The organism is Chryseobacterium sp. JV558 (genome assembly GCF_033712365.1).
In the GTDB taxonomy this organism is placed as follows: Bacteria; Bacteroidota; Bacteroidia; order Flavobacteriales; family Weeksellaceae; genus Chryseobacterium.
Window position 1 is genome coordinate 371,726 of record NZ_WJHU01000003.1, and the last position, 22,221, is coordinate 393,946.

Genomic DNA, 22,221 nt, shown 5'->3' on the forward strand with positions numbered 1-22,221 from the left:
ACCTTTCAAAAAAGGCAGAGAATAGTAAAAATATCCTCTGCCTTTTGTTTTTATAGAATCCGGAATGTATTGATATTCCTTTGAATTAGTCTTTAAAAATAGAATATCTCACGATATCAAAATATTCTCCATCTTTCTTTATTTCGTGTTTTAAAATAGCCTCCTGCTCCATTCCTATCTTCTCCATTATTCTTCCAGATGCCGGATTGTGAAGAAAATGGGTAGCAAAAATTTTATGGAACTCCATTTTTTTGAAACCAAAATCTACGATTGCTTTTGCGGCCTCAGTTACATATCCTTTATTCCAGTAAGCCATTCCTATCCAGTACCCCAGTTCTGCTTTATCATCTTCCCGGTCATGAAGACCAATAGCTCCAATGATATGCCCTTCTTTATTACGGATCCCAAAAGTATAGCCGCTATGATTATCAAAAGCTTCTTTTGACATTTTCAACCACGATATAGCATCATTTTCTGTATAAGGATAAGGAATATTGGAGGTAAGGTCAGAATAAATTCTATGTTGAAGATATTCAACAATAAAAGGAACATCTTTCTCTTCCAGCTGTGAAAGAATAAGTCTTTCGGTTTCTATTATGGGAAATTTTTCCATTCTATTAAAGTTAAAGTTGAGAGTAAGAGTATAACCTGAAGCAAGTCCAGCCTAAATCTTTTATTATAAATCTTTCCCCAGGAAATAAAGACCTTTCAATGTATGAAGCCTGTCCATCACATGAATCTTATCCGTAAGAGGTTTATAGACATGGGAAACACCTCCCGTCGCCACTACGAAACAATCGTCATTTACCTCTTCATTGATGCGGTTCACAAAACCTTCTACCATTCCCAGGAAACCATACACCATTCCACTTTGCATACAGGTTACGGTATCCAACCCCAAAACAGTTTTTGGCTTTTTCAGTTCAATATCCGGAAGCTGTGCAGTTTGGTTGATCAAAGAATTTAAGGAAGTAACAATTCCCGGAGCAATAATCACCCCCAAAGTCTCTCCTGTTTCTGCCACACAACTGGCTGTAAGAGCTGTTCCAAAATCGATGACAATCTTTTTCCTGTTCGGGTACAGATTGTGTGCCGCTACAAGGTTTGCATAGATATCTGTTCCCATCTGCTTAGATTTTGCCTGAACCTCTGAAGGAGTTGCCCGGTCAACAATCACGGGAGTAACTCCATGAATCTTTTTGATCCCGGAACTCATTACTTTGGTAAGCTGAGGGACTACTGACCCAATAATTACTTTATCAATTTCCGTTGGCTCAATTTTATAGGTTTGATAAAGCATCAGCATCTGTACATAAAGTTCATCTGCCGTCCTGTAAGGTTTTGTATTGATTACCCACGAAATATCACAATTATCGCCATTGAAAAGACCAAATCTGATATTGCTGTTTCCTACGTTTATTACAATTGAATTCATTGACATATTTTTCAGAAGAAATTCATTACTCTATAATTGAAATTCCTGCTTAATTTTGAGGGACTAAATTTAATGATTTTAAGAAAAAGAACCTGCCATTATAAAACTAAATTACAATGACACACTTATTTTTTCTTTCTTTGAAACAAATCAGTATATTTAATTGCAAAACATTATTCAAAACAACTCATGAAAAAACTGATTCTCGGTACTTTATTATGTCTTAGTGTCTCTATTTTTGCGCAGTCTGACTCTGCAATAACAACCGTTTTTCAAAAAATAAAAAATCTGTCAAAAATTGACACTAATGATAAAGTAGTTTATAATCTGATGGAGGAGCTTTATCAAAAGAATCTTCAGGCTGAAAATGACGAAATGACTCCTGAGTTTATGCATAAAATGGAAAAAGCCGTCTCTGATACTGACACCAAAAATATGCACTTATTATATCTTCTCCTGATGTATCAGCAGCATATCAGCCAGGCAGTAACAAAAGGAACAAGTCCCAATCCTGAATTTCAGATTGAAATCATGAGCCTTCTGGAAAATGAAACAAAAGATGTGTATGGAAAAATCCCTGCAATCATTTACATTTTTAAAGCTGAAGCCTTAGATGGAGGCCAAAAAAAAGAGGAAGCAAAAAAAACCGTTGCAAGTGGGTTAAAGGAGTATCCTGATTCTGTTCCTTTAAAGGTTTATGGCTATTTAAATACGAAAGATGAAACCTTGAGGCAGGATCTTATCAAAAATCATCCGAATCATTGGATGGTACTTCAATTCGGAATAAAATAAAAAAAATCCACAGACTCATCTGTGGATTTTTTTATATGTGATATAATTATTTTACTTCAACAAAATTATTCTCCATGTTTACATCTGCAATTCTCTGGCTGAAATCAATTCCCAAGACAGACAACTGAGATTTGGTGTAAGGAATGGTAAGGGTATATTCTTTCTGTGTCCAAGGCCAGTAAGGCATTGTTTTAAAATCACCGTAGATATCCTTCTCTTTCCATGTATGAGTCATATTCAGTGGAATCTGGTAAGTCACTATTTTCTTATCCGTTGTCATCACTCCGAAATCTATCGGCATTGGAACCTGACCATTGTTGATTAAGGTAATGGTTGTAGATTTTGCATCATATTTTACATCCTTTATTCCGTAATCTATCGTCTTTGTAGTATTGATCCAATAATTATGGAACCACTTCAGATCCATCCCGGAAACTTTCTGTGCAATGTGAAGAAAATCTCTGTCTGAAGGATGCTTCATGCTCCACTGGTCATAATATTGCTTTAAGGTTTCAGCAAGATTCTGTTCACCCATAATGTATCCAAGCTGCACCAGGTATAATTCCCCTTTTACATAAGACGCATACGTGTAAGCCGTTCCGTTATCATGGTGGTCTCCTAGCCATACAGCAGGTTCTTCGATTCCTTTTTTAATAAACTTTCTGTAAGCATCCAATCTTTCAACAAAAGGATTCGGCAAATCTTCAGGGAATAGCTGATACATGGTATATCCTTCTGCATAGCTTGTAAAACCTTCATCCATCCATGGACGTACAGATTCATTGGTAGCCAGCATCTGCTGATACCATGAGTGAGATCCTTCGTGAGCCATTAGCCCCAGTAAATCTTTAACATTTTTCGCTTCACCTAAAATCATGGTACACATTCCGTATTCCATTCCGCCATCACCTCCCTGAATGAATGCGTAGGTAGGATACACATATTTTCCAAAATGAGCATTCATGATCTGAAAATACTTGGTAATATAAGGCTGTGATTCGCTCCATGCTTTTGTTTTGTCATTTTTCTGGTATACCAAATATACTTTCGGACCTTCAGGAACATCAAAACTTTCTACAGAATAATCTCTGTCTGCACTCCATGCAAAATCAAGAATATTTTTTGCAGTCCATTTCCAGATTGCTTTTTTGTCTTTTTCTGTTTTTATTTTAGCATTGGTATCATACCCTTTTACTTCTGTTGGGTTCTCAAGAATACCACCTGCTCCTACAACATAATCTTTGTTGATTTTAATAGTAATATCAAAGTCTGAGAACGGCGCATGAAATTCTCTTCCCAGATAATCAAAAGTTGCCCAGCCGTCATAATCATACTCTGCAATTTTTGGATACCATTGCGTCATCGTCATATCTACACCTTCCCTATTGTTTCTGCCGCTTCTTCTGATCTGCTGAGGAATCACAGAATCCCAGTCCATCGTAAAAGTAGTGGTAGAATTCGGTTTGATAGGCTCTGCCAGGTATACTTTCATAATGGTTTCCTGAACTTCAAACTTCAGGTCTTTCCCATTTTGCTTGATCCAGTGGATATTCTGAGTTCCTTCCTGATCTTTAGGAATGGAAGCCAATCTTGAGATACCATCTTTCTGCAGTCTTCCGTCACCATTTTTACCTTGGAAAGCTACTCTTTGATCCATCATAGAATTAGGTTTAAAAGCATTCCAATATAGATGGAAATAAACCACATTCAGCTCATCTGGTGAATTGTTGGTGTATTCTAAAGTCTGTTTTCCCTGATAGGTAAATTTTTCAGCATTGACATCAATATCCATCTTGTACTTCGCAGCCTGCTGATAATAAGCTCCTTGCTGAGCCTGAAATTGTGAAATGATAAACGCAAAAATGATTGCAGCCGATTTTCTCATTTAAAATTTTATTTTTTTTAAAGGTAGGTAATTTAAATAAGACCCTCAAATAGGAGTTATTCTGGGATTTTATTCTGTTTAATATGGTTTTAGATAGATTTTAATCAGAATTGTTAAAACAGAAATTTATAAAGATGAGGTGATTGATTGTTTGAGCTACCGATGACACAGATTTTCATAGGTGATTGTGAATAGTTTTTTGATAGTATGATAATTGGCGTTTCTATTTATTTTTTAACAGTTTTTTGATTAAAGTAATCTGTCCCAGATGATAATAGCAGTGCTCAATCATTCCGTCAATATTTCTTTGGTAAGTTCCGTATTTTTCATCTACAAAAACCTCATCAAGTTTAGCATCTGGTATCTGTTCCAGCAACACTGCAAACTTTTCAGAATCTGTCCAAAGTTTATTCAGCAAATCTTCCCATTGTTTTTGAGACTCTATGGGAGGAAGATCAAAACTGAATTTGTCTTTGATCTCGAGGCCACCGCCTTCAAAAACATTGACAATGCCTGCAATATAATAATCGATATGAAAAGTGAGCATGGCAATGGTATTTAAAGAATCTATCTTCTTCACCGCCTGTTCCCAGGTAACATCTGAAAGCTGGTCTTTAAAATTGGTATTGGCAATCCAGAGACCATCAAGCAGTACTTCTCTGAATCTTTTTGATAATTCTGACACTGAACTCATGGGCAGCTATTTATTTTTCTAAAGATAATTATTTTTTACTCTAGTGAATTTTGTGGGTACTAAAGACTTTACACATTTTCTCATAGACAATAAATACTCATAACAAGAAAGATGGCTTCAGAAAAAACAACTCTATTATAGAAATTTATATATTTTAGTAAAATAATTTATCATCCTTTTGAAAAAAATTATTTACTACACTCTTATTTTCTGTGTTTGCAGTTATTGCACACCGAGAAAACAAATTTCATCTCCAAAAGATTCAAATATTAAATCTATCATAGAAAATGAAAAACTTAATATTTTATATAGAGGTATAAAAAATCATCTTACAATTTATGTACCCAAGTCTGATAGTATTAAAGTAAACGGGCCAGGAGTTCATAAAGAGAGTGAAAATAAATATTCTATTATTCCAGGTATAGGTTCTTCAATGGAAATTACAATAACTGGCTTTATTAAAGATAAAGCAATCACTGAAAAAAGAGAATTTCGAATAGTAAACATTAACAATCCTTTCGCAAGTATTAACAACAAAATTGAAAAAATTACTTTATCAAAAGAAGAACTTGCTAATTCTAAAATAGAATATTTCATTCCCCAATTTATTATGGAGTTAGGAAAGGTTGCTAAATTTCGATATCAAATTAATGAAGAAGAACCAATGGTTAACTATGGTGATAAATTTAATAAAGCTGCTAAAGAAAAGATTTTCAATTTGAAATCCGGTGATTATATGACTATTGACGAACTCAGCTATGGTCTAGAGTTACAAAATATTGATTTAAAAAAAGTAACAGAATTAAAAGTATATATTAAATGAAAATTATAGTTTTATTCTTTAAAACAACTTAACACAAAAAAATAATGAGCATAGATAGATCCTTGTCAAGGATCTTAAATTTTCTCAAACACAAAAAACCTCAAATGCTATGCACTTGAGGTTGATATATAATGTGAAATTACCATTATTTTTTAGCAGAAACTTCTTTCTTATTGTTTCTTAGAATCTTTTCAAGGATTCTTAAAGTGATCAGATAGGTTGGTTTTACTCCTGTAAGACCCAGCCCTCCTGAAGACAATGTACTTCCTGTTTCCAGCGGATTATCAGAAGCATAGTAAGCGTACATTACAAACAGATCCGGTGAAATGTGATGTCTGATCTTCGATGCTACCTGAATGGCTTTCTGATAATGAGCTCCTTCCATTTCAAGACCAATAGCTTTCCATGAAGTGTTCATAAAGTAGGATAAAATATCTCTGTTTTGCAGTGAAGTTCCCAGAACAGTAATCATTGGACCTTCAAAAGCTTTCAATTCATCGTCTTCGAAATCTTCCAGCTTCAAGGCATTCTCAAATGGATAGTTGTCTGCAGTTCCTTCAAAAATATGAGAAGTTGGAATCATAATATCTCCTTTTTCTCCTGTCAGAATTCCTGCTTTCCCCATAATAGAGACAGATTTCACTTTCATCATATAGATTTCTCCCTTATGCTCAAAAGGTCTCAGAAGCTCGTCCATCACCTCAAAAGCCTGCTCTCCGAAAGCATAATCGAATACCATGATCACATCATCTCCTGTAAACTTACTATCAGCAAATGGTGTGTTCTTTAGATCTGTTTTGCTGAGGTCAATGATCTGAACATCGATATTACTCCCACTTTTATCAGCAATATGGATCATCCCTTCATCCAAAGCATATTTTAATACTTTGTCACGAAGTTCTTTTTTATTGGAGATGTCTTCGTATAACTTATAGTCAATCTCATGATGCTGTTTCTTTTTAAGAGCGTTATTGGCATACAGCATATTTTTCACAGAGTGCATATTGGCAGAAATAATATGCAAAGGTCTCATATGAAGATTATTTTCAAATAAGACTTCTTTCACTTTATTCGCCCATTTTTCACCAAAATAATGGTGCCCTACTCTTTCCTTCAATATAGAACTGAAATGAATTTCTCTTTCTCTGCTGCTTTTGGCATCCTCAAGACTTACTTTTCCTAAGTTATAGATGATTTTGAATAAACGGTCAGGATTATGATCATCACCGAAAGTATTGTAAGCTCTTAAAGTTTCATCAAAAGATCTTCCTATTAAAGAAGAAAGATGAATAAGTGCCACCTCCTTTTCTTTTCTGCTGAATTTCTTTTCACCTTTCACAACCTCTTCAATAATCTTAAAGGCGCGTGTCGGCTTCCAGTTTTCGTCCTGAATAAATGCCAGGTTACGGATTTTATCAGCTTCTATAAACAGAAATGTAAGGTGGGTAAGAATGTCATAAATTTCGGAACGTCCCAAAAGAACCTCAATATTCATCTGGTGTTCGTCTATTCTATAACAGTTTCTTCTTCTTTTCTTTGGAACAATAGGTTCGAAACTTCCTTTATCAAACCCTTCATCTGATGTAAGATGAATAAAAGCGCATTCCTCAATCCCTTCCGGAAGTCTGTCTAAAACATACATCAACCCGTCAAGCTCCAATTTACTTGGAATATTCATGGTACCATAAATTTCTGGGTTGATTGTCTTCAGCAAGCTTCTTATGCTCTCTCCTGAAACTCCTCCTGGCTTGAAAAACCCTCTATAAAATAAGTGTCTCATAGAGATGTATAGTCTTTCAATAGCCTCCGTTGTTTCTCTTGCTCTAGAATTTGTCATAAAATAAATTTCACACAAATATACAAAATCTCCACTCAACTTATTTTAACTATCTTTTAATAAGTTGTTTAAAACCTAGGGATAAGCAGGTTTATTTTGGAATATTCTGAATCATATTATTATTTTATCTGATGCTTATTGTCATATTATTTTAGCCTTTCTCCCATTCATTTTCTATTTCTACATCCATCTTTTTATTTATTTCAGAAAAAAAATCAGGAATTAGTTTAAAATAATTGTAATTTTAATGCTATACAATTCCATTTCTATATCGGACTATATCTTCTCTTTTGTACAGTTAAAGGTAATGACCTTGGTTTTTCAAGCCTGCGAATGTCAAATTTTAACCATAAACAACAAAACTACCCCGTCAAAAAACACCCAAACACCCGTTTAAATTATATAAAATTTCAAAACACCCCTAAAATTTTTAGGGTTAAAACGTTTTGGATTCATTTTTTTTGTAAATTTGCCCTATCAAAAATCACCCAAACATGTCAACCTTAAGATTCAAAGCATTAGAAACTCTACCATTTAAGGACTTCAGAAAAGATAACTCTGTTGAAATTCCTGCAAAACTTTCAGAATTATTCTGTACAAATGTTTTCTCAGAAGAGACAATGAGAGAATATTTAACAAAGGAAGCATTCAGCTCTATTATGGATGCTGTAAAGAAAGGAACTAAAATCCAGAGACATATTGCTGATCAGGTAGCTGTAGCAATGAAAGACTGGGCAATGAGCAAAGGTGTAACACACTATACACACTGGTTTCAGCCTTTAACAGGAACGACTGCGGAAAAACATGATTCATTCTTCACACCTATTGAAGGAGGAAGAGCTATTGAAAGATTCAGTGGAAACTTATTGATCCAACAAGAACCTGATGCTTCATCATTCCCTAACGGAGGTATCAGAAATACTTTTGAAGCGAGAGGATATACTGCTTGGGATCCTACATCTCCTGCTTTCATCATGGGAACTACATTGTGTATCCCATCTATCTTTATTTCTTATACAGGAGAAACTTTAGATTACAAAGCACCTCTTTTAAGAGCTTTGAGCGCTGTAGACGAAGCTGCAACTAACGTAATGCAGTATTTTGACAAAAATGTAACAAAGGTAACCCCTACTTTAGGCTGGGAACAGGAATATTTCCTTGTAGATTCAGCTTTATACCAATCTCGTCCTGACCTTGTGTTAACAGGTAAGACATTACTTGGACACTCTCCTGCAAAAGGACAACAATTAGATGACCACTATTTCGGTTCTATTCCTACAAGAGTAATGAACTTCATGAAAGAGTTGGAAATTGAATGTATGAAATTGGGTATCCCTGCAACAACAAGACATAACGAGGTTGCTCCAAACCAATTTGAGCTTGCTCCAATGTTTGAAGAAGTAAACGTTGCTGTAGACCACAACTCTTTGTTGATGGACATCATGGCAAGAGTAGCTCACAAACACCACTTCCATATTTTGTTCCACGAAAAACCATTCGCAGGAGTAAACGGAAGCGGAAAGCACAATAACTGGTCTTTAGCTACTGATACAGGTGAAAACCTTCTAAGCCCAGGAAGAAACCCAAAGAAAAACTTACAGTTCTTAACGTTCTTTGTTAACACGATTAAAGCGGTTCACGAATATGCAGATCTTTTAAGAGCAAGTATTGCTTCTGCAAGTAATGACCACAGACTTGGTGCCAATGAAGCGCCGCCAGCAATTATTTCCGTATTTATCGGAAGTCAGCTGTTCAGCGTTTTAGAAGAACTTGAAAAAGTAACTAACGGGAAATTATCTCCTGAGGAGAAAACAGAATTAAAATTAAACGTAGTTGGAAAAATTCCTGAAATCTTGTTAGATAACACAGATAGAAACAGAACTTCTCCATTTGCATTTACAGGAAATAAATTTGAGATCAGAGCGGTAGGTTCTTCTGCAAACTGCGCGGAATCTATGACTGTAATGAATACTATAGCAGCAAAACAGCTTAATGATTTCAAGAAAGAAGTTGATGCTTTAATTGAAACCGGTCTTAAGAAAGACGAAGCGATCTTTAATGTATTAAGAGAATACATCAAGCAGTGTAAAAGCATTATGTTTGAAGGTGACGGATATTCTGATGACTGGGCAAAAGAAGCTAAGAAAAGAGGATTAAACAACCTTAAAACAACTCCGGAAGCATTAAAGCAGGAAATGGATAAGAAATTCTTAGATCTATATGAAGAGATGGGAATTTTCAACCACAGAGAAGTTGAGGCGAGAAACGAAATTAAATTAGAAAAATATTCTACCGTTATTGATATTGAAGCAAGAGTGTTAAGTGATATCGCAAGAAACCACATCATTCCTTCTGCCTTAAATTATCAGAACAGATTAATTGAAAACGTGAAAGGCCTTAAAGAGATCTTTGGTGATAAAGAATTCAAATCTTTAGCAAAAGAGCAGATGAGTTTAATTACAAGCATTTCTGAAAATGTTTCAAAAATTAAACTTGGTGTGGAAGATCTTATTAAAGCCAGAGAAGCGGCAAAAAGCATATCAAACAGCCAAAAGCAGGCAGAAGAATACTGCAGCAAAGTAAAACCACTATTTGATCCTATCAGAGATGCTTCCGATGCATTGGAAATGATGGTAGATGATGAGCTTTGGCCGATGACAAAATACAGAGAAATGTTGTTCACAAAATAACACCTGTAAAGTTCATATTAGTTTAAATTCCTCGGTTTTCCGGGGAGTTTTTTTGTTTTATTAACACCTTTGAAAATGAGGGATTTAAATTACAAACCCTTATATATAGAAGAAAATCGATTTAGTTTGTTAAAGAATCTTAATAAAAAAAACCGCACACTTACCAAAAATAGGCCGTTGCGGTTTATTTTTCTTTAACATATGTAAATCATATGTTAAAATGTGTTAAAATAAGATCCTGACAATTATCATATCAGGGGTCTTTTGCTCGGAATCTCTACTTTTGTATTGCTTTTGAAAATAAATATTCCTTTTTAACACGGATAATCAAATATATATGAAGAAAAGAGTTTTGTTTTATTTAGTTGCTCTAGTTACTACAGTTTCATTGCAATCGTGTGCTACAAATTATGTGGTTTCACAACCAGCAACTTACACAAAAGAATACAAAACAGATGCCAAACTAGCCTCTATAGATAACAAAAGAATGGAGCAGGATAAGCAGAAACTTATCGACTCTTTCCTGGCTGAAAAGGCTGCATCTATCGCTAGTGCTAAAAAAGCAGTTAAGAATTCTGAGATTGCAAAGGCAATCAAACATAATAAAACCATTGACGGTATCCTTGAAGAAGCTGAAACATACCTTGGAACTCCTTACAGATATGGAGGAACTACAAGAAACGGTATAGATTGTTCAGCTTTTGTTCTTTCTGTATTCGGAGCAGCAGCAGGGCTTAGCTTACCTAGAGTAGCAGCATCTCAGGCTCAGGAAGGAGAGAGAATTGAAAAAGGAGAACTACAGAAAGGAGATTTGATTTTCTTTTCTCATGGAAGAAGAATTTCTCACGTAGGTATTGTAGAAAGTGTTACTGAAGAGGGTGAGATCAAGTTTATCCACGCAGCAACATCAAAAGGAGTAATGATTTCTTCACTGAATGATTCTTATTGGGGACCTAAGTTCAGATTCGCTAAAAGAGTGATCAACGAAGAAGGAGAAAACTACAACAACTTAGCAGCAACTACTCCCGCTACACCAGCAAATTTTTAATTTTATAAATAATTGATTTAAATAATGAAGCCATCAGAATTCTGATGGCTTTTTTATGTATATTATTTGTAGTAAGTTTCAGCAAGAACCAATTGAATCAATGTTTATATTTTTACAGTAATCAATACCCTATTACGGACATTAGCTGTTCTTATCAATTTCAATATCCAATTTATACAACAGTCCATATATTTCAGAAAGAGAAAACCTGGCCTTTTTAAGCCTGTTTAAAGCCGGATCTATTGAATAGTTGACCGAAGTCCTGAAATCTGCTTTTTCAAGGTTTGCAGCATCGAAAACAGCGCCTGACAGGTCGCAGTTGCTAAAGACAGCATTAGACGCATCACACTCGGTGAAATCTACCTCAATTAACCTGGAATTTTTGAAAACCGTTTTCTTAATGGATGTCTGATAGAAAACAGAATTATTCAAAGCACATCCATCAAATGTAAAAGACAGCCCGAATGCATTACAATCACTGAACTGAAGCCCAAACATTTTACAACCTTTAAAAATCACATCATGAAAAGCCGTTTTCACAAGCTTGGTCATGCTGAGGTTACATTCTATAAATTCACAGTCTGTAAAGCTAAATCCAGAAAGGTTTGCATATTCAAAATTACAGTTTCGGAAAGCACAGTTTTCGTACTCTCCTTTTTCCAATTGAGAAAAGTCAGTATTTTCAAAATCCTGATCAAGGAAATAAGATTCTTTCATATGGTATGATTTATTGATGGCGGTATACTCCACCCTCAGGCAGATTGTCAACAAGAATAAAACTTTAGCTTTTAGCAGCTCCTTTTTGATCTAAAGACCGTTACACTAAGCTATTTTTATCTGAATAATTAAGTTTAAAGAAAATAAAAGTCATCATAGAGAAGGCCAATAAAGAACTTCCTCCATAACTGAAGTACGGAAGAGGAATCCCGACTGTAGGGAAAAGCCCCATAACCATTCCTAAATTGATCGAAAAGTGCATCAGCAGAATCGAGGCAAAACAATATCCGAAGACCCGGTTAAAAGTAGACTTCTGCCTTTCTGCCAGATAGTATATTCTTCCGATAAAGACCATATAACACAAGATCAGAATTGCACTTCCTAAAAAGCCCCATTCTTCTCCTACTGTACAAAAGATATAATCGGTTTCCTGCTCTGGTACAAATTTCCCTTGGGTAACTGACCCTTCACGATATCCTTTCCCCCAAAGCCCACCGGATCCGATAGCTGTTTTGGAATATAATAAGTTGTATCCTGAAGTATCTCTAAATGCCTTTTCACCTTTATAAAGAACATCAATTCTTTCTCTCTGGTGTTTAGGAAGTTTTTCTAAAATATAAGGAGAAGCAAAAGCCAGTCCGCACAGCAAAAGAATGGATCCTGAAATCCCTGAAATAGAAATAACATCCCAGGACATTCTATGATAATTCATCGCTATCAGAATTCCGGCAATCACCAGAACAGCCACAGTAACATAAACAGGAGGAACGGCCAACGAAATCAGAAAAACTCCGGCAAAAAGAAATCCTACTCCAAACAAAAGACCACTCAGCCCTTCTCTATATAAAGCAATGAAAAATGCAATAAATACAAGCATGGAACCTACATCCGGAATAGCAAGAACAACCGCCGCCGGAACACCAATAATGGCTAAAGTAGTCCATAGTGATTTTCTGTTTTTAAGATTAAAATCAGGTCCGGAAACATAGTTGGCAAGCATCAATGCTGTTCCTATCTTCGCAAATTCTACGGGCTGCATGGTAAAACTTCCAAATTTATACCAGTTCTTCTGTCCCAAAATTTCTTTTCCAAAGGGAAAAAGTCCGATAAGTAATAAGACTCCACCAATGTAAATAATCCCGGCCATATTTTCAAAGAACTTACTTCTGCTGAAAAATATGATCAGTCCCACAAATAGTGAAATACAGAAAAAGATCAATTGTTTCTCCCCAAGTTTTTGGTCAACACTGTAAATATTTGCAATGGCAAAAATGCAAAGCAGGAAGTACAGCCCAAGGCCCAGTTTATCTATTCCTTCAGTCCATTTCATTGCTTGACAGTTTTTTTAGCAGTGTTATTCTTTTTATTCTCCTCTTCTATTTTCTTTTGCAGCTTGGCTTTTTGTTGTTTAACAAGATCCAGACTGTCCTTTATTCTTTTTTGCTTAATTGAATCCGGTTTAGGATCAACATACAACCCTTTACGTTTAAGGTCAATAACCCATTGTCTCTTATATTCCGGCATAAAGCTGGAAGTAATCATCTTTTTATAAAGATTCTCACGTTTCAGATCACCTGTAATATATTTTTCTGCAATTACTGTACAAGCTGGGCCAGCCCATGTAGCACCAAATCCGGCATGCTCCATAACTGCAACCACCACAATTTTAGGCTTATCAGCAGGAGCAATCAGTACAAAGATAGAATTATCTTTTCCCTGCGGAACCTGCGCTGTTCCTGTTTTGGCTAATTGTGTAAAGTCATTGGATTTCAATCCTCTTGCAGTTCCTCTTAAAACCACAGCTTCCATCCCTTTTAAAACGGGTTCAAAATGCCTTGGATCAACTAATGTTTTATGTTTAACCTTAAATCTTGGATCAGGGTTTGGCTTTCCATCAATTGCTTTAACGATATGAGGGGTATAATACCATCCTTTGTTAGCAATAGCACCTACATAATTTGCCAACTGAATAGGAGTTACCAAAACATCTCCCTGCCCCATTCCATTATAAATAGCACCTGTTGACATCTCATCCCAATTCTTAAAATCAGTTCTTTTGGAACCGCTTGCTTTCATGATGGCTTTAAACCTTTTCTCGTAAAAATCTCCGGAAGGTATTCTTCCCTTTGCCCCCACGGCAAAATCATTATTTAAAAACTCACCAACTCCAAAGCTGCTCATGATTTTTTTCCATTCATCAACACCTTTTGAAGGATTTCCCGGATATTTTTTGATGATTGCAATAAATGCATAGGTAAAAAAACAGTTACTGGAAACCTGAATTGAAGGAATCAGCGGATCTGCTCCACCATGGCCTTTAATTCTTTTCCCTTTATAGAAAAATCCACCTCCACAAGGGAAAATTGTCTTTTCATCCATTACTCCCATCTGCATAGCAGCCAGTGCAGTCAACAATTTGAATGTTGATCCCGGAGGATATCCCGCCTGTAAAGAACGATCAAAAGTGGGTTTATTTTCGTAAAGTGTATCTCTTGAAAGAGCATATAAGTTTTTTGATTTATTAGGTCCTGTAAAGAGATTCGGATCAATATCCGGTCCGGTAGCAGCAACCAGTACTTCCCCGTTATTAGGATCTAGAGCTACAATTGCACCGTGTTTGTTTACAAGCATTTCTTCAGCTGTTCTCTGAAGATCATAATCAATAGTTAAGGTAATATCTTTACCTGTAATAACGTCTTTATCTAATGTTCCGTTTTTATAAGATCCTATATTACGGAGCCTGATATCTTTTTGGATATATTTAATTCCTTTTACCCCACGAAGTTCTATTTCATAAGATTTCTCCACTCCTGTTTTTCCAATAAAATCTCCAGGTAAATAATAGATAGAATCTTTTTTGATCTCTCTCTCATTTACTTCACTGGTATATCCCAAAAGATTTCCTGATGTGGATACTTCATATTGACGCTGCGGACGCTGTACAATCGTAAAAGCAGGATATTTAAAAATAATTTCCTGAACTCTTGCTATATCTTCCCTGCTGAGGTCCTTTAAAAAAGTCATCGGAGTCAGTTTGGAATAGTATTTTTCCTTTTTGATAACAGCAATTCTTTTGATGAAATCAGCCTTGGTAATTTTCATCAGGCTGCAGAAACCCAGAGTATCAAAATCCGGTTTCATCAACGCCTGTGTAAAAGAGACTTCATAGGCAGGCTGGTTTCCTACCATGATTTTACCATTTCTGTCAAAAATAACTCCACGCTGTGGAATAACATATTCGGTTTTGATCGAAGTATTCGCTGCATTTAATGCATAACGGTCTGTAAACAACTGTAAATACGCAAGCCTCGCCACAAAAATAAGGGCGATGACAACGAGGATGGAAAAAATTTTAAAATAACGTGTGTTCAAACTTTTTGTTTGATTTTAAATATTAGTGCGTAAATGACTATAAATATAAATGAAATTACACTAGTCACCAACACATTAAACAATATTTCGAAAAATCTGCTAAACTTAAAGAATTCTATATACTGCACTAAAAGCTGGTGCAGGAAAATACTAGAAAATAAAAACAGTAAAAACTGCGCCCACTGAAGGGACTGAAAAGAGAAAAAGTCCGTAGACGTATCAGTAGAAGTCCTGAAGATCAACGTTCTGAAATAAGCAATCAGCGTTGTCGCAAATGCATTGATTCCCCATGAATAAAGAAAACCGTCAATAGACAGTCCTATTAAAAAGCTTAATGCCAGGAACTGAAATTTATTTCTGAAAAAAGGATAGAACATGACAAATACAGGATATAATACCGGAGTATATTTCCCGAAAAGCATAATCCTGTTCAATACAAATATCTGTAATGCCACAAGAAAAATAATGATCAATATATCAGTAAATAAAGTCCTGCTAATCATTTTCTTTTTTTATTACAGCCTGCATAGTGTCCTGAATCTTCTGCACTTCTGCTTTTTTAAGATTCTTCACTACATACACTTTGTTCAACGCTCCCATTTTTTCACTCAGCTCCACGGAGATATCCCAAAAGCCGGTTTTATTGTCTACAGAATATCCTGCAATGGTACCTATCGTCACTCCTTTAGGGAAGATTGCAGATTTACCGTCTGTAACGACAGTATCACCTACTTTCAATGCAACATATTTTGGAATATCCGCAAGGTGCATCACCCTGGAGTTATCACCATTCCATGTTAAAGTACCGAAATATCCTGAGTTTTTGAGTGCTGCATTAATTCTGATCTTGTTTACACTTAAGACCGATTGAACTAATGCATAACTGTCTGTAGAATTGATTACAATTCCCGCAATACCTCTTGGCGCCATCACTCCCATCTGAGGAAAGACACCGTCTCTGCGGCCACGGTTGATTGTAAAATAGTTATTTCTTCTGTTGATACTGTTAAAAACAATTTCTCCATCAACAAAAGTATAAATCTGTCCACCACCAATGGTATCATGAACTCTTTTGAAAACAGGATTCTTTGATCCGTCTTTTCCGTAAAGTTCAGTCATAAGGGCTTTATTCTGAACCACAAGATCTTCGTTGATCTGTTTTAGTTTCAGATAAGAAACTCCTTCATCAATATATCCGGAAACCCAGGAATTGAACGCAGCAGTCTGCCCCGCTATCCAGGATTTCTGCATGGCATTTCTGGAGAATATCAAAACCAGAGCAATAATTTGCAGAAATATAAAGAAGACGAAAAGAGTATTCTTCGAAAATAATCTCAGCAAAAATCCCATTCAGATATAAAGTCGTAAAAAGTTAAAATTATTTAATTAAGAAATTGAACTTATCCATATTCTTAAGAGCAATACCTGTTCCGCGAACTACAGCTCTCAACGGATCTTCCGCAACAAATACAGGAAGACCTGTCTTTTTGTGGATTCTGTCCGCTAGACCTCTTAGCAACGCTCCTCCTCCGGCAAGATAAATACCTGTTTTGTAAATATCAGCTGCCAGTTCTGGTGGTGTAAGAGAAAGAGTTTCCATTACAGCATCTTCAATTCTGATGATCGATTTGTCTAATGCACGGGCAATCTCTTTATATCCAACCATAATTTCTTTAGGCTTACCTGTAATAAGGTCTCTACCTTGTACCGGGATATCTTCGATGTCTACATCAAGATCTTCTACTGCAGAACCTACTTCAATTTTGATTCTTTCAGCTGTTCTTTCCCCGATATAAAGGTTATGGTGAGTTCTCAGATAATAAGCAATGTCATTGGTAAATACATCCCCTGCAATCTTCACAGATTTATCACATACGATACCTCCTAAAGCTACTACAGCAATTTCCGTAGTACCTCCACCTATATCGATGATCATGTTTCCTTCAGGCTTCTGTACGTCAATCCCTACTCCAATTGCAGCTGCCATTGGCTCATAGATCAACCTTACTTCTTTTGCGTTTACTTTCTGAGCAGAGTCTCTTACCGCTCTTTTTTCAACTTCAGTGATACCAGAAGGGATGCAGATTACAATTCGTAATGCTGGCTGTATGAATTTACCTTTGATTCCGGGAATTTTTTTGATAAACTCCTTAATCATGTGTTCAGAAGCGTGGAAATCGGCAATAACCCCATCCTTCAAAGGACGGATTGTCTTGATATCCTCGTGAGTTTTACCCTGCATATGCTTGGCCTGCTCTCCGACGGCAATCGGCTTACCCGATGAACGTTCAATTGCAACAATTGAAGGTTGATCTATAACAATTTTATTATTATGGATGATTAGGGTATTAGCAGTTCCAAGGTCTATCGCAATTTCTTGCGTAAACATATCAAATAAACTCATATTTTTCTTCTGATTTTAAGTTTACAAAGATATAAATTAAACACTACTAAAGAAATTTCCCACCAACTTAATTTGGTTAAAATTTTATTAAAATTTATAATTCTTTATTAACTTTCAGTTTAGATAATTACAGACTTTGAGTTAAACTAAAATTAATGGGTTGTTAAAAGGGTGAAAAAGCGAAATAGATACAGTGCAAAAAGGCAGATAAAGAGGAGAAAAATGGACTTCTAAGCAACTCTGCTTTACATTTATAAGATTTATTGATTTTTCTGAAAAAATAATTAGCAAAATAATCAATGTAGAATTTAGCAAACCTCCATCTAGAAGTAAATTCATATTTTTCAATAATCCAGCCTTTCATTTTTTATCATCTTATAGTTTTTTACGATAATTATCATATACACTATCTGAGAGTGATTAATTAAAAAAAGCGTAAATTTGCGACTGCTTATGTTACAGTATTCCAACATTCATCGAACGTCAAATTTCGCCGTGCTTTCTATAAGCTACGAGAAAGCCGACGTAGAAACGAGAGGAAAGTTTGCATTCTTTGATGAAAACATCAAAAACTTTGTTTCCAGGGTCCACCAGGAAGATCTTGGGGATGCATTTGTGGTTTCCACCTGTAACAGGACCGAAATTTATACCACTTCTCCCAATTACCTTTTAGTGGCTGAAGAGTATTGCAAAACCATTGGAGTACATCTTACGGATTTCCTTCAGTTTGCCAATATTCTCACCAAGGAGGAAGCACTGATCCATCTTTTCAGAGTTGCTGCCGGACTTGAAAGTCAGATTATCGGAGATTTTGAAATTATCGGACAGATCAAAAAAGCATACAGCCGTTTCAAAAAAGAGAGACAAAATTCTAATCCTTATCTTGAAAGAGCCATCAATGCTGCTATTCAGATCTCGAAAAGAATAAAAAATGAAACCGGTATTTCCAATGGTGCCGCTTCTGTTTCCTATGCAGCAGTTCATTATATTTTAAACAGTCAGAAAAGAATTGCTGAAAAGAACATCCTTCTTTTGGGAGTAGGTGAAATTGGGCAGAATACTGTTGAAAATCTGGTAAAGCATGTCTTCCAGCCGAAAATTAAAATTGCAAACAGAACTCAGGAGAAAGCTGAAAAGATTTCCCAGAAATATAATATTCCTCACGTTGATTATTCTGATTTTGACCAGGAATTAAAAAACACTGATATTCTTATTGTGGCAACAGGAGCCAAACATCCTATTGTCAACCAGTCTCATTTCCCGAACGGAAAAGAAACACTGATCATTGATCTTTCTATTCCTCATAACGTTGAAAAGAATGTTACCGAAAATAAAAACGTAACATTGATTGATGTGGATGAGCTTTCAAAACAGATCCAGGAAACGATTCAACAGCGTGAAAGAGAAATCCCAAAAGCTGAAAAAATCATCAAGGAACTGATGAAAGATTTTATCGAATGGGAAAAAAAGAGAAAGCTGGCACCAAATATCCATCATTTCAAAGCCGTTTTAAAGAACATGGAACGCAATGAAATGCATAATTTTTATAAAAAGAATAAATACATAAACATCACGGACATGGAACTTTCTGACAAAATGATCCAGAAAATCACCAACCGTTTTGCAAAATACATCATCGATAATCCTTTGAAAGCCGAAGAAATTAGTAAATTAATGCACGAAATATTAGTTGAACAACCAAACAACGAATTCAATGAAAAGCATTAGAATCGGAACAAGAAATTCCGCACTTGCACTTTGGCAGGCTAGAGAGGTTGCAAGGCACCTTCAGAACAACAATTATTTAACGGAGATTGTTCCTATCATTTCTTCTGGTGATAAGAACCTCAATCAACCTTTATATTCTTTAGGAATCACCGGGGTTTTCACAAGAGACCTTGATATTGCCTTATTGAATGATGAAATTGATATTGCCGTACATTCTTTAAAAGATGTTCCTACTCAATTGCCTCAAAATATTGAGATGATCGCTTATCTGGAAAGAGACTATCCACAGGACATCCTGATCAGAAAAGAATCTGCAAGGAATAAAGAATTCCATGAGCTTAAACTGGCAACCAGTAGTTTGAGAAGAAGAGCTTTCTGGCTGAGAAATTATCCGAATACTGATTTTTCGGATATCCGTGGAAACATTCAAACCAGACTTCAAAAACTGGAAGACGGAAATTTTGATGCAACTATTCTATCATTGGCCGGAATCAAAAGAATGAAAATGGAAATTGATTACGAGATGATTCCATTCATGATTCCTGCTCCATCACAAGGGGTAATTTCCGTAGCGGGACATACTGACAAACCGGAGATCAACGAGATTCTACGTGAAATCAGCCACAATCCTACCCAAATCTGTGTAGAGATTGAAAGAAACTTCTTAAGTACTTTGGAAGGCGGCTGTACTGCCCCTATTGGAGCTTTTGCCGAAATCATCGGAGATCAGATCCGCTTCAAAGCAGCTCTTTGCTCTTTGGATGGGAAAAACTGCATTTCTGTAGACGAAAACTTTGTGTATACTCCAACAGAAAATTTTGGAGAAAAGTTTGCAAAAATCGTTCTTGAAAACGGAGGAAAAGAATTAATGGCAGAAATCAAAAGCCAGATCTAACCTATCAGATTGTCAATTTCTTTCACTGCCCTTTTCATCTTCTTAATTGTACAGACATGAAAATCTTATTTACCAAAAATATAGACCAGACAATAATATCCAAAGAATTAGGAGAGGATACTTTGGCTGACTGTGTTGAGGTAATTAAGACCAAACCTATTATGATCAGTCCTTTTGATCTGAAAAATTACTCTTTGATTTTCACCAGTGCCAATGGAGTCATTTCATTTTTTAAAAACAGGTTTAAACCTAATGAGGATTTTACAGCGAAAAATTACAACAAGATCTATTGTGTTGGCGAAAAAACGAAGAGGGAGCTAAGAAAACATGGCTTCGGAACATTTAAGGTTTTGAAAAATGCTGAAACGCTTTCAAGATTCATCATTGGAAAATGCCAGCATGAACAGTTTCTTCATTTCTGTGGCAACCTTGCTATAAATGTCCTGGATCAAGAGCTTCCTTTACAAAACATTAAGTACAAAAAAGTTACGATATACAATACTGAGGAAACTCATCCTTTAATAAATGAAAAATATCATGCTGCAGTATTTTTTAGTCCGAGCGGAGTTCGTAGTTTTGCAAGGCGAAATTCTCTGGAAGGCATGACCCTTTTTTCAATTGGCGAAACCACTTCCAGTGAGCTAAGAAATTATACGCAGGAAGAAATTTTCACTTCTGAAGAAAATACTCTGACTTCGATCTTTGAACTGATAAGAAGAGAAATCAGAAGTAGAATTTAGAATATCCGTTACCGAAATATTGCCGGTAATATTAGTTTAAATAGATTATGATAAAAAACGACCTATATTTAAAAGCACTTCGCGGAGAAACCGTTGAAAGACCTCCTGTCTGGATGATGAGGCAGGCTGGAAGATATCTGCCGGAATTCATTGCTTTGAGAGATCAATATGATTTCTTTACAAGATGTCAGACCCCTGAACTTGCGGCTGAGATTACATTACAGCCTATCCGTAGATTTCCTTTGGATGCAGCGATTCTGTTTTCTGATATCCTGGTAGTTCCACAGGCAATGGGTATTGACTTCAAAATGAAAGAATCTGTAGGCCCCTGGTTAGATACTCCTATCAGAACAATGGAACAGGTTCAGAATATTGAAACTCCGGATGTGAATGATACTTTAGGCTACGTTTTTGATGCTATTGAACTTACTCTTCTGAAACTAGACAATGATGTTCCATTGATCGGTTTTGCAGGTTCTCCATGGACAATCCTTTGTTATTGTGTAGAAGGAAAAGGAAGTAAAGCGTTTGATATTGCAAAGTCTTTCTGTTTCCAACAGCCTGAGGCGGCTCATTTATTATTACAGAAAATTACAGATACTACGATTGCTTATCTAAAGAGAAAAGTAGAAAAAGGAGTTTCTGCTGTACAGATTTTTGATTCATGGGGAGGAATGCTTTCTCCTACGGATTATCAGGAATTCTCATGGCAGTACATCAACCAGATTGTTGAGGCTTTAAGCCCGCTTACCCATGTGGTTGTATTTGGAAAAGGATGTTGGTTCGCATTGGAAGATATGACGATGTCTAAAGCTTCTGCTCTTGGTGTAGACTGGACTATTAAGCCGGAATTCGCAAGAACACTTACCAATCATACGATGACTCTACAGGGTAACTTTGATCCTGCAAGACTTCATTCTACTCCTGAGACCATCAAGAAAATGGTGAATGAAATGATCAACCGCTTTGGAAAAGACAGATATATTGCGAATTTAGGTCACGGTATTTTACCTAATGTTCCTGTAGAAAATGCTGAAGCATTCATCAGAGCAGTCGTTGACTGGAAACCGAATTTATAAGATTATTTCTTTTAAAAATATAAAAAAGCCCTTATAGGAAATTCTATAAGGGCTTTTTGCAATTAATCGTTTATTATTTTAT

19 protein-coding genes are annotated in these 22,221 nt (G+C 35.8%); 8 read left to right on the forward strand and 11 right to left on the reverse strand.

Translation table 11 applies throughout. The features are described from left to right. Window positions 1-85: 85 nt before the first annotated feature. Window positions 86-613 (reverse strand): GNAT family N-acetyltransferase, encoded by a 528-nt coding sequence (locus tag GFU89_RS12600; protein WP_318847458.1) that lies wholly within the window; start codon window positions 611-613, stop codon window positions 86-88. Window positions 614-676: 63 nt separating this feature from the next. Beyond that, entirely contained in the window at window positions 677-1,435 is a 759-nt protein-coding gene (locus tag GFU89_RS12605) for a type III pantothenate kinase (RefSeq protein WP_318847459.1), read from the reverse strand. Window positions 1,436-1,624: 189 nt separating this feature from the next. On the opposite strand from GFU89_RS12605, the gene GFU89_RS12610 reads away from it, so the two are divergent. Next, window positions 1,625-2,227 (forward strand): hypothetical protein, encoded by a 603-nt coding sequence (locus GFU89_RS12610; protein WP_318847460.1) that lies wholly within the window; start codon window positions 1,625-1,627, stop codon window positions 2,225-2,227. Window positions 2,228-2,273: 46 nt separating this feature from the next. Here the strand turns inward: GFU89_RS12610 and GFU89_RS12615 are convergent, their stop codons facing one another. Continuing rightward, on the reverse strand, window positions 2,274-4,112 hold the full coding sequence (locus GFU89_RS12615; protein WP_318847461.1) for a M1 family metallopeptidase: 1,839 nt from the start codon (window positions 4,110-4,112) through the stop codon (window positions 2,274-2,276). Between the two features lie 223 nt (window positions 4,113-4,335). After that, a complete protein-coding gene (locus GFU89_RS12620; RefSeq protein ID WP_318847462.1) occupies window positions 4,336-4,806 on the reverse strand; it encodes a DUF1572 domain-containing protein in 471 nt (156 codons plus the stop codon). A gap of 178 nt (window positions 4,807-4,984) precedes the next feature. Between GFU89_RS12620 and GFU89_RS12625 the strand changes: the two genes are divergently transcribed. After that, a complete protein-coding gene (locus tag GFU89_RS12625) occupies window positions 4,985-5,629 on the forward strand; it encodes a GldM family protein (RefSeq protein ID WP_318847463.1) in 645 nt (214 codons plus the stop codon). Between the two features lie 145 nt (window positions 5,630-5,774). Here the strand turns inward: GFU89_RS12625 and GFU89_RS12630 are convergent, their stop codons facing one another. Continuing rightward, complete coding sequence (locus GFU89_RS12630; RefSeq protein ID WP_318847464.1) at window positions 5,775-7,466, reverse strand: DUF6909 family protein; 1,692 nt, start codon at window positions 7,464-7,466, stop codon at window positions 5,775-5,777. A 494-nt stretch (window positions 7,467-7,960) separates the two neighbouring features. Here GFU89_RS12630 and GFU89_RS12635 point away from each other — a divergent pair, with 494 nt between their 5' ends. Beyond that, a complete protein-coding gene (locus GFU89_RS12635; RefSeq protein ID WP_318847465.1) occupies window positions 7,961-10,156 on the forward strand; it encodes a glutamine synthetase III in 2,196 nt (731 codons plus the stop codon). A gap of 337 nt (window positions 10,157-10,493) precedes the next feature. Next, a complete protein-coding gene (locus tag GFU89_RS12640; protein WP_318847466.1) occupies window positions 10,494-11,204 on the forward strand; it encodes a C40 family peptidase in 711 nt (236 codons plus the stop codon). A gap of 141 nt (window positions 11,205-11,345) precedes the next feature. Here GFU89_RS12640 and GFU89_RS12645 read toward each other — a convergent pair whose 3' ends face one another. The 6 genes from GFU89_RS12645 to GFU89_RS12670 form a co-directional block, all read right to left on the reverse strand. After that, window positions 11,346-11,921 (reverse strand): pentapeptide repeat-containing protein, encoded by a 576-nt coding sequence (locus GFU89_RS12645; RefSeq protein WP_318847467.1) that lies wholly within the window; start codon window positions 11,919-11,921, stop codon window positions 11,346-11,348. Window positions 11,922-12,021: 100 nt separating this feature from the next. Further along, window positions 12,022-13,251 carry a rod shape-determining protein RodA gene (gene rodA, locus GFU89_RS12650; protein WP_318847468.1) on the reverse strand — a complete coding sequence of 410 codons (1,230 nt, stop codon included), beginning with the start codon at window positions 13,249-13,251 and terminating at the stop codon, window positions 12,022-12,024. Beyond that, complete coding sequence (locus tag GFU89_RS12655; protein WP_318847469.1) at window positions 13,248-15,293, reverse strand: penicillin-binding transpeptidase domain-containing protein; 2,046 nt, start codon at window positions 15,291-15,293, stop codon at window positions 13,248-13,250. The genes rodA and GFU89_RS12655 overlap by 4 nt, the downstream gene beginning before the upstream one ends. Beyond that, window positions 15,290-15,796: a rod shape-determining protein MreD gene (locus tag GFU89_RS12660; protein ID WP_318847470.1), complete on the reverse strand. Its 507-nt coding sequence runs from the start codon at window positions 15,794-15,796 to the stop codon at window positions 15,290-15,292. Before GFU89_RS12660 ends, GFU89_RS12655 begins: the two co-directional genes overlap by 4 nt. Next, complete coding sequence (gene mreC / locus GFU89_RS12665; protein ID WP_047376236.1) at window positions 15,789-16,643, reverse strand: rod shape-determining protein MreC; 855 nt, start codon at window positions 16,641-16,643, stop codon at window positions 15,789-15,791. The genes GFU89_RS12660 and mreC overlap by 8 nt, the downstream gene beginning before the upstream one ends. 28 nt (window positions 16,644-16,671) lie before the next feature. Continuing rightward, window positions 16,672-17,697 (reverse strand): rod shape-determining protein, encoded by a 1,026-nt coding sequence (locus GFU89_RS12670; RefSeq protein WP_002982450.1) that lies wholly within the window; start codon window positions 17,695-17,697, stop codon window positions 16,672-16,674. Between the two features lie 453 nt (window positions 17,698-18,150). On the opposite strand from GFU89_RS12670, the gene hemA reads away from it, so the two are divergent. From hemA to hemE, 4 genes are read left to right on the forward strand one after another with little or no spacing between them, the layout of a single operon-like run. Then, window positions 18,151-19,425 carry a glutamyl-tRNA reductase gene (hemA, locus tag GFU89_RS12675; RefSeq protein ID WP_318847471.1) on the forward strand — a complete coding sequence of 425 codons (1,275 nt, stop codon included), beginning with the start codon at window positions 18,151-18,153 and terminating at the stop codon, window positions 19,423-19,425. Next, window positions 19,412-20,320, forward strand: coding sequence for a hydroxymethylbilane synthase (gene hemC / locus GFU89_RS12680; RefSeq protein WP_318847472.1), 909 nt, complete (start codon window positions 19,412-19,414; stop codon window positions 20,318-20,320). Before hemA ends, hemC begins: the two co-directional genes overlap by 14 nt. Before the next feature lie 56 nt (window positions 20,321-20,376). Then, on the forward strand, window positions 20,377-21,060 hold the full coding sequence (locus tag GFU89_RS12685) for a uroporphyrinogen-III synthase (RefSeq protein WP_318847473.1): 684 nt from the start codon (window positions 20,377-20,379) through the stop codon (window positions 21,058-21,060). A gap of 47 nt (window positions 21,061-21,107) precedes the next feature. After that, on the forward strand, window positions 21,108-22,139 hold the full coding sequence (hemE, locus tag GFU89_RS12690) for a uroporphyrinogen decarboxylase (RefSeq protein ID WP_318847474.1): 1,032 nt from the start codon (window positions 21,108-21,110) through the stop codon (window positions 22,137-22,139). Window positions 22,140-22,221: the final 82 nt, after the last annotated feature.

Coding starts and splice junctions, on each gene's coding strand:
- GFU89_RS12600 (WP_318847458.1), bottom strand. CDS start 613: ATGGAAAAATTTCCCATAATAGAAACCGAAAGACTTATTCTTTCACAG.
- GFU89_RS12605 (WP_318847459.1), bottom strand. CDS start 1,435: ATGAATTCAATTGTAATAAACGTAGGAAACAGCAATATCAGATTTGGT.
- GFU89_RS12610 (WP_318847460.1), top strand. CDS start 1,625: ATGAAAAAACTGATTCTCGGTACTTTATTATGTCTTAGTGTCTCTATT.
- GFU89_RS12615 (WP_318847461.1), bottom strand. CDS start 4,112: ATGAGAAAATCGGCTGCAATCATTTTTGCGTTTATCATTTCACAATTT.
- GFU89_RS12620 (WP_318847462.1), bottom strand. CDS start 4,806: ATGAGTTCAGTGTCAGAATTATCAAAAAGATTCAGAGAAGTACTGCTT.
- GFU89_RS12630 (WP_318847464.1), bottom strand. CDS start 7,466: ATGACAAATTCTAGAGCAAGAGAAACAACGGAGGCTATTGAAAGACTA.
- GFU89_RS12635 (WP_318847465.1), top strand. CDS start 7,961: ATGTCAACCTTAAGATTCAAAGCATTAGAAACTCTACCATTTAAGGAC.
- GFU89_RS12640 (WP_318847466.1), top strand. CDS start 10,494: ATGAAGAAAAGAGTTTTGTTTTATTTAGTTGCTCTAGTTACTACAGTT.
- GFU89_RS12645 (WP_318847467.1), bottom strand. CDS start 11,921: ATGAAAGAATCTTATTTCCTTGATCAGGATTTTGAAAATACTGACTTT.
- rodA (WP_318847468.1), bottom strand. CDS start 13,251: ATGAAATGGACTGAAGGAATAGATAAACTGGGCCTTGGGCTGTACTTC.
- GFU89_RS12660 (WP_318847470.1), bottom strand. CDS start 15,796: ATGATTAGCAGGACTTTATTTACTGATATATTGATCATTATTTTTCTT.
- mreC (WP_047376236.1), bottom strand. CDS start 16,643: ATGGGATTTTTGCTGAGATTATTTTCGAAGAATACTCTTTTCGTCTTC.
- GFU89_RS12670 (WP_002982450.1), bottom strand. CDS start 17,697: ATGAGTTTATTTGATATGTTTACGCAAGAAATTGCGATAGACCTTGGA.
- hemA (WP_318847471.1), top strand. CDS start 18,151: ATGTTACAGTATTCCAACATTCATCGAACGTCAAATTTCGCCGTGCTT.
- hemC (WP_318847472.1), top strand. CDS start 19,412: ATGAAAAGCATTAGAATCGGAACAAGAAATTCCGCACTTGCACTTTGG.
- GFU89_RS12685 (WP_318847473.1), top strand. CDS start 20,377: ATGAAAATCTTATTTACCAAAAATATAGACCAGACAATAATATCCAAA.
- hemE (WP_318847474.1), top strand. CDS start 21,108: ATGATAAAAAACGACCTATATTTAAAAGCACTTCGCGGAGAAACCGTT.